The following is a 7,537-nucleotide window of genomic DNA, read 5'->3' on the forward strand; positions in this document are numbered from 1 at the left end:
GCGAGCCGGATCGGCGGGTCTCAGACGCGGCGGGTATGGGGCCCACTGGATTTCGAGGTGGACGCGCACTGGGTGTTCGACGCGCGCACCGCGACCGCCTACCTGGAATGCGCGCAGGCGTGCGGCCTGGCGCTACTGGGCGGCCCGCCGACCCCCGAGACCGCGGTGGCCGCCCACAGCAGGGGTGTCGGTCAGCTGATCGGGGCGGCGCTGCAGGCCGGCGCCGCGCGGATCGTGGTCGGGCTGGGCGGCAGTGCATGTACCGACGGCGGTAGGGGCATGGTCGACGAGCTCGGCGGCCTGGACACCGCCCGCCAGTGGATGGCCGGGATTGACCTGATCGCCGCGTCGGACGTCGAATACCCGCTGCTCGGCCCCTGGGGGGCGGCCCGGGTGTTCGCACCGCAGAAGGGGGCCGACGCGGCCACCGTCGCGGAGCTGGAGGCCCGCCTCGAACAGTGGGCGCTGGTGCTCGACACGGTTGCCGGACGCGACGTGAGCGCCGAGCCGGGCGCCGGAGCGGCCGGGGGGATAGGGGCGGCGCTGCTGGCGCTGGGCGGCCGGTGCGAGTCGGGTGCGGCGATCTTCGCCGAGCTCACCAATTTCGCCGACGATCTCGAGGACGCCGACATGATCGTCACCGGCGAGGGCCACTTCGACGAGCAGTCCCTGCACGGCAAGGTGGTCGGTGAGATCGCGGCCGCCGCCCGCGAGTTGGGGATCCCGGTGATTGTGTTGGCCGGACAGGTGTCGGTGGACAAAGCCACCACCCGTGTGTCCGGCATCATGTCCGCGCTGGCGATGTCCGAATACGCTGGTTCGGTGCGGTTGGCGCTGGCTGATGCGGCCAATCAGCTGATGGGTTTGGCGTCTGAGACGGCGGCGAGACTCGGGAATAGCGGCCCGCCGGGGTACCGTTGACCTAGTGGGTTTTTCCCTGAGCAGGCCCGGAGACTGTATGGACGAAGTGCTGGGCGGGCCCACCCGGACAATGAGGCATGTAGGAGAAGTAATGACGGTGCAGAACGAGTCGACCGCCAAGACCCACGGCGTGATCCTGACCGACGCCGCCGCCGCCAAGGCGAAGGCCCTGCTGGACCAGGAGGGACGCGACGATCTGGCGCTGCGGATCGCGGTCCAGCCGGGCGGCTGCGCGGGGCTGCGTTACAACCTGTTTTTCGACGACCGGACGCTGGACGGCGACCTCACGGTGGAATTCGGCGGCGTCGCGCTGACGGTGGACCGCATGAGCGCGCCGTATGTCGAGGGCGCATCCATCGACTTCGTCGACACTATCGAGAAGCAGGGCTTCACCATCGACAACCCCAACGCCACCGGGTCCTGCGCCTGCGGAGACTCGTTCAACTGACCCGATAGCGGGTCGGCATTGGGTCAGTATTGGCCGGCGGTGCGCAGCACGTACGAGCACACCATGATCTGGCCGCGCTGGAAGAGCAGCTGGGCTATGCCCTGCACCTGACTTCGTGGCGGCCCACCCGCCGCGGGTTTGGCGTTCATGCTGAACAGCACCTGTGCCTGGTATTGCGACAGGTAGACGATCTTGTCGATCGTGGTTACCTCGACCTCGGTGAACTGCTTGCGGAACGCATCGCTGCTGAGTTTGGCCAGGGCCTGGTCGGAGCGCTTGTCCTTGACCCCGTCGTAGATGCCGCACAGGGTGTTGCGGACGACGGTGTCGATGTCGCGATGCGCCAGGGCGTTCAGGTAGTTCTGGATCGCCGTTTTGGCCGCGCTTTCGGAGAAGGTGCTGCCCGTGTTGGCCCCGTTGGTGCGCACACCGTAGACAATCGCGGTCGTCAGCGCGCTCACCAGCGCGATGGCCAACAGGGTTGTGATCAGCAGCCGCTTGGTGCGCTTTTTGGGGTAGGGGACCGGCCCGCCCGGACCGCCGGGACCGCCCGGCCCACCTGGCCCGCTCGGACCGCCCGGACCGCCCGGACCGGGGTAGCTGGAGGGTTCGGGCCCGCCCAGATGGTGCGGGAAGTCGACCGTCTCGGGCTGGTTCGGGCCGGTCTGGGGGTACGGCTGCCCCTGCTGAGGTCCCTCGGCGCCGACAGCGGGGTTCGGCGGGTGCGGACCGGCCATCGTTGTTCTCCTAGGCTGGGGGATGAGCGACGAGCGGTTGCCGATCGAGCAGTGGAGCTGCGGCAACCAGGTGAGTTCTCTAGGCAGGCTAGCGCAACGGCTACGAGCGGCCTGGCCGACATTCATGAGAGGCTTTACGGCCGTAGCAGACGAAGGGCGGAAATTTAGTGACGATCGTGGTGACCGGTTCTATCGCAACCGACCATTTGATGCGTTTCCCGGGCAAGTTCTCCGAGCAGCTGCTGCCGGAGCACCTGCACAAGGTGTCGTTGAGCTTCCTGGTCGACGATCTGGTCGTGCATCGAGGGGGAGTGGCCGGAAACATCGCCTACGCCATCGGTGTGCTCGGCGGTGACGCCGCCCTGGTGGCCGCGGCCGGCGACGACTTCGCCGACTACGCAGCATGGCTGCAGAAGCACGGGGTGAACACCGACAACGTGCTGATCTCCAAGACCGCCCATACGGCGCGGTTCGTGTGCACCACCGACACGGAGATGGCTCAGATCGCGTCGTTCTACCCCGGCGCCATGTCGGAGGCGCGCGACATCTCGCTGGCCGAGGTGGTCAAGAACATCGGCACACCCGAGTTGGTGATCATCGGCGCCAACGACCCGGCCGCGATGGTGGTGCACACCGAGGAGTGCCGCAAGCTGGGGCTGTCGTTCGCCGCCGACCCGTCCCAGCAGCTGGCCCGGCTCTCCGGTGACGAGATCAAGCAGCTCATCGACGGCGCGGCCATCCTGTTCACCAACGACTACGAATGGGATCTGCTGCTGTCCAAGACCGGCTGGTCGGAGGCCGACGTGATGAGCCAGATCGAGCTGCGGGTGACCACGCTGGGCGCCAAGGGCGTGGACATCGTCGAGCGCGACGGGGCGACGGTGCACGTCGGGGTGGTGCCGGAGAACAGTCAGACCGACCCCACCGGTGTCGGCGACGCGTTCCGGGCCGGGTTCCTGACCGGGCGCAGCGCCGGCCTGAGCCTGGAGCGTTCAGCGCAGCTGGGCTCGCTGGTGGCCGTTCTGGTGCTGGAGTCGACCGGCACCCAGCAGTGGGAGTGGGACAGTTCGGTCGCGAAGTCCCGGCTGGCCGAGGCCTATGGGGACGAGGCGGCCGCCGAGATCGCCGCGATGCTCGCCTAACCCCCGCGAGCAGACGTGAAAGCCCCCGACACGCGGAGCGTGCGGGGGCTTTCACGTCTTTTCGGCACTACAACTCGACCGGGTACACCGGCTCGCTGATCTGCGGCACCACGCTGTGCTCGATGAAGATCGCGTGCCAGAGCATGAAGATCAACACCGTCCACAGCCGGCGACTGTGATCACTGGTGCCGACCCGGTGCTCGTCGAGCATGCGGCGGACGGCGGCCAGGTCGACCAGGTGACCGGCCCCCGAGGACCCGACGATCTCATAGGCCCATTCCTGCAGCTCACCCGCGCGCAGCCAATGCCGGATCGGCACCGGGAAGCCCAGCTTGGGGCGGTTGAGCACATGCGCAGGCACGATCGGCTCCAGCGCCCGCCGCAGCGCGTACTTGGTGGTGGTCCGGGTGATCTTGGCCTGGTACGGCAGCCGCGACGCCACCGCGAACACCTCCGGGTCCAGGAACGGCACCCGCAGTTCCAGCGAGTTGGCCATCGTCATCTTGTCGGCCTTGACCAGGATGTCGCCGCGCAGCCAGGTGAACAGGTCGATGTGCTGCATGCGGGCCACCGGATCCCAGCCGGCCGACTCGGCGTACACCTGCGCTGTCACGTCGGTATGCGTCCAGTCCTCGCGGAACCCGGGCAGCACGTCGCGCAGCTGGGCGTCGGAGAAGCTGCGGGCGTTGCCGTAGTAGCGCTCCTCGAGCGTCAGGGATCCCCGGTGCAGCAGGCTCTTGCCGCGCATGCCTTCCGGCAGCGGCCTGGAGACCCTGCCCATCGACCGTCGCAGCGGCCGGGGCAGGTAGTCGAAGGGCTTCAGCGACAGCGGTTCCCGGTAAATGGTGTAGCCGCCGAACAACTCGTCGGCGCCCTCACCCGACAACACCACCTTGACGTGCTTGCGGGCTTCCCGCGCCACGAAGAACAGCGGCACCAGGGCCGGGTCGGCGACCGGCTCGTCGAGATACCAGACGATCTCGGGCAGCGCGGTGACGAACTCGTCGGCGCTGACCACCTTGGCGATATGACGGGCGCCGATCGCCTCGGCCGAGGCCACCGCCACGTCCAGCTCGGAGAAGCCTTCGCGCTCGAAGCCGGTGGTGAACGTGATCAGCTTCGGGTTGTGCCGGATGGCCAGCGCGGCGATGGCCGTGGAGTCGATGCCGCCGGACAGGAACGAGCCGACGGTGACGTCGGCGCGCATGTGCTTGGCGACCGAGTCCTCCAGCACCGCGGTGATCTCGTCGTAGCGGGCCTGCTCGGTGTCGGGAGTGAACGGCACCGCCGTGAAGCGGGGCACGAAGTATCGGGTGACCACCGGGTCGGCGCCCGCGCGGATGCGGGCGTAGCAGCCGGATTCGAGGCGGCGCACACCGCGGTGCAGTGTCTCGGGCTCCGGGACGTATTGCAGGACGGTGTAATGCTGCACCGCGCGTTCGTCGATCCCCGAGCCGCTCGCGTCGAATCCGACCAGATCCGCCAGGTCCAGCAGGCACTTCTTCTCGCTGGCCACCGCGGTGCCGCCGGCGCCGGTCGCCATGAACAGCGGCTTGATGCCGAACGGGTCGCGGGCGCAGAACAGTTCGCGGGTGACGGTGTCCCACAGCGCGAACGCGAACATGCCGCGCAGCCGCTTCAGGACGTCGGCGCCCCAGTAGTGGTAGCCGGCAACGATGGCCTCGCCGTCACCGTCGGTGGCGAACGTAGCGCCGTGCTCGTCGCGCAGTTCGTCGCGGAGTTCCAGGTAGTTGTAGATCTCGCCGTTGAAGACCAGCACGTAGCGGTCGGGCGCCTCCGGCGGTCCCCAGCGCAGCGGCTGGTGCGAGTGGGCGATGTCGATGATGCAGAGCCGATTGAACCCGAACACCACCGAGCCGTCGGCGTCCGGGTCGGCCCAGGTGCCCGGTTCGTCGGGTCCCCGGTGGCGCATCAGGTGCGACGCGCGGGCGATCGCGCCGTCGGCGTGCGCGGCGTGGGCCGCCGCCGCCTCGGCCCCGGCCGGGCCCTCAGGGGCGGCCGAAGCGCTCAAATAGGCCAGCAGTCCACACACGGCGCCCCAGTATGCCGCACTCGGGCGGCCGGTGCGCTTGACGCTCCCGGCGGGTCTGGTGACCAGGCAGTCGCCCCGGTATGCGGCGTGGTCTACGCTGCGTAGTATTCGAATCCGAGTTAGACCGAGTTAGACCCGAGTTGGCTCGAGGCCAGTCGGCACAGCTTGCGGTACAGGAGGCGCCAACGTGACACCTCGCGGGCAGGATCGTTCGCAAAGCTTGTCGCAGAGCAGGTCTGGGCAGCACTCGACGGGGGTGCGGGGCCGGTCCCGCCGTCTTCGCCAGGTGGCGCTGGCGGCGACGCTGGGCGTGCTGGCGGTCACCCTCAGCGGATGCGGTTGGCAGGACGTGCTGGGCTTCGGCTGGCCGGAGGGCATCACGCCGCAGGCCCACGCCAACCGGCAACTGTGGATCGGCTCGGTGATCGCGGCCCTGGCCGTCGGCGCGATTGTCTACGGCCTGATCTTCTGGACTTCGGCGTTCCACCGGAAGAAGAAGGGCGACGTCGATTTCCCCCGCCAGTTCGGCTACAACATGCCGCTGGAGCTGGTGCTGACCGTCGTACCCTTCCTGATCATCTCCGTGCTGTTCTACTTCACGGTCGTCGTGCAGGAAAAGCTGCAGCACCTGGAGAAGGACCCGGAGGTGGTGGTCGACATCACCGCCTTCCAGTGGAACTGGAAGTTCGGCTACCAGCGGGTCGCCTTCAAGGACGGCACGTTCAACTTCGAGGGCGCCGACGAAGCCCGCAAGCAGGCGATGGTGTCCAAGCCGGAGGGCAAGGACGAGCACGGTGAAGAGCGCGTCGGCCCCGTCCACGGCATCAACATCGAAGACCGCAGCTACCTCAACTACGACAAGGTCGAGATCCTGGGCACTCCCACCGAGATTCCGGTGCTGGTGCTGCCCAAGGGCAAGCGCATTGAATTCCAGATCGCCTCGGCCGACGTGGTTCACACCTGGTGGGTGCCGGAGTTCCTGTTCAAGCGCGACGTGATGCCGCACCCGAAGGAGAACAACTCGATCAACGTCTTCCAGGTGTCCGAAATCACCCGGACCGGGGCGTTCGTCGGCCACTGCGCGGAATTCTGCGGCACCTACCACTCCATGATGAACTTCGAGGTGCGGGTGGTGGAGCCCAACGACTTCGTGGCGTTCCTGCAGCAGCGGATCGCCGGCAAGACGAACGCCGAGGCGCTGCAGGCGATCAACCAGGCGCCGCTGGCGACCACGACCGAACCCTTCGACACCCGCCGCGGCGAATTGGCCCCGAGCCCAAGAGGTTAGGACGACCCATGCACATCGAAGCCAGGCTGTTCGAATTCATCGCCGCGTTCTTCGCGCTGTGTGCCGTGCTGTACGGCGTGCTGACGGCGCTGTTCGCCACCGGCGGCACCGAGTGGGCCGGTGAAACGGGTCTGGTTCTGACCACCGGCCTGGCGCTGATCGTCGCGACCTTCTTCCGGTTCGTGGCCCGCCGCCTCGACACCCGGCCCGAGGACTACGAAGGCGCCGAGATCAGTGACGGCGCAGGGGAACTGGGCTTCTTCAGCCCGCACAGCTGGTGGCCGATCATGGTGGCGCTGTCCGGTTCGGTAGCGGCCGTCGGGATCGCGCTGTGGCTGCCGTGGCTGATCGTCGCCGGCGTCGTGTTCATCCTGGCGTCGGCGGCCGGATTGGTTTTCGAGTACTACGTGGGGCCCGAGAAACACTGATTTCAGTTCAAAGGTCACAATCTGGGCATCAGTTGTTCGGTGGCCAGTTTGGCGAAGGGCCGCTCTCCGGATGGGTTCGGTAGGGTTTCCGGGGCACCATGAGAATTCACCGAGTGCGCGCGCACAGATCCAGCCGCGGGTCGTCGCGCGCTGGTGAGGCAGTTGGACAGGATAGGCAGACATGAGCGGGCCGAATCCGCCGGGACGGGAACCTGACCGGCCCGACCCTGCCGATGAGCCGGCCGACCTGGAACTGCTGGCCGACGGCGAGGAACTTGACGACGCAGGCGACTTGCAGCCGCTGGACGAGACCGATCACGGCTCGGAGACCGACGCGTATTCGCGCGCCTATTCGGCGCCGGAGTCGGAGTTCTTCACCAGCAGCCCGTATATGCCGGCCGATCTGGCGCTCTACGACTACGACAGCTACGACGATTTCGACCGCGACGAGGACCGTTCGCCGCGCTGGCCCTGGGTGGTCGGCGTCGCGGCGATCGTGGCGGCGATCGCGTTGGTGGTG

General features: G+C 67.7%; 7 protein-coding genes and 1 pseudogene. 6 read left to right on the top strand and 2 right to left on the bottom strand.

Going from position 1 to position 7,537, the window contains the following annotated elements:
• Both A9X01_RS26775 and A9X01_RS26780 read left to right on the top strand, forming a co-directional pair.
• Window positions 1-921, top strand: a 921-nt coding sequence (locus A9X01_RS26775; protein WP_065123602.1) for a glycerate kinase family protein, incomplete at its 5' end; no start/stop codon positions are given.
• A 91-nt stretch (window positions 922-1,012) separates the two neighbouring features.
• A complete protein-coding gene (locus A9X01_RS26780; protein WP_036359391.1) occupies window positions 1,013-1,369 on the top strand; it encodes an iron-sulfur cluster assembly accessory protein in 357 nt (118 codons plus the stop codon).
• A 23-nt stretch (window positions 1,370-1,392) separates the two neighbouring features.
• On the opposite strand, the gene A9X01_RS30765 is transcribed toward A9X01_RS26780, so the two are convergent.
• The gene (locus tag A9X01_RS30765; protein WP_065123603.1) at window positions 1,393-2,106 is read right to left on the bottom strand and encodes an Rv0361 family membrane protein; all 714 of its coding nucleotides are present in this window, start codon (window positions 2,104-2,106) and stop codon (window positions 1,393-1,395) included.
• Between the two features lie 167 nt (window positions 2,107-2,273).
• On the opposite strand from A9X01_RS30765, the gene A9X01_RS26790 reads away from it, so the two are divergent.
• Window positions 2,274-3,248 carry a carbohydrate kinase family protein gene (locus A9X01_RS26790; RefSeq protein ID WP_065123604.1) on the top strand — a complete coding sequence of 325 codons (975 nt, stop codon included), beginning with the start codon at window positions 2,274-2,276 and terminating at the stop codon, window positions 3,246-3,248.
• A 67-nt stretch (window positions 3,249-3,315) separates the two neighbouring features.
• On the opposite strand, the gene asnB is transcribed toward A9X01_RS26790, so the two are convergent.
• Complete coding sequence (asnB, locus tag A9X01_RS26795; RefSeq protein ID WP_065123605.1) at window positions 3,316-5,301, bottom strand: asparagine synthase (glutamine-hydrolyzing); 1,986 nt, start codon at window positions 5,299-5,301, stop codon at window positions 3,316-3,318.
• 187 nt (window positions 5,302-5,488) lie between these two features.
• Here asnB and ctaC point away from each other — a divergent pair, with 187 nt between their 5' ends.
• The 3 genes and pseudogenes from ctaC to A9X01_RS26810 all read left to right on the top strand — a co-directional run.
• Entirely contained in the window at window positions 5,489-6,589 is a 1,101-nt protein-coding gene (gene ctaC / locus A9X01_RS26800) for an aa3-type cytochrome oxidase subunit II (protein ID WP_081282654.1), read from the top strand.
• A gap of 8 nt (window positions 6,590-6,597) precedes the next feature.
• Window positions 6,598-7,017 (top strand): cytochrome c oxidase subunit 4, encoded by a 420-nt coding sequence (locus A9X01_RS26805; protein ID WP_065037941.1) that lies wholly within the window; start codon window positions 6,598-6,600, stop codon window positions 7,015-7,017.
• A gap of 181 nt (window positions 7,018-7,198) precedes the next feature.
• A pseudogene (locus tag A9X01_RS26810) lies at window positions 7,199-7,537 on the top strand (MmpS family transport accessory protein); the annotation flags it as partial.

The organism is Mycobacterium asiaticum, from assembly GCF_001668675.1.
GTDB lineage: Bacteria > Actinomycetota > Actinomycetes > Mycobacteriales > Mycobacteriaceae > Mycobacterium > Mycobacterium asiaticum_D.

Excerpts from the sequence above, each read along its gene's own strand:
- A9X01_RS26780 (WP_036359391.1), top strand. The coding sequence starts at position 1,013 with ATGACGGTGCAGAACGAGTCGACCGCCAAGACCCACGGCGTGATCCTG.
- A9X01_RS30765 (WP_065123603.1), bottom strand. The coding sequence starts at position 2,106 with ATGGCCGGTCCGCACCCGCCGAACCCCGCTGTCGGCGCCGAGGGACCT.
- A9X01_RS26805 (WP_065037941.1), top strand. The coding sequence starts at position 6,598 with ATGCACATCGAAGCCAGGCTGTTCGAATTCATCGCCGCGTTCTTCGCG.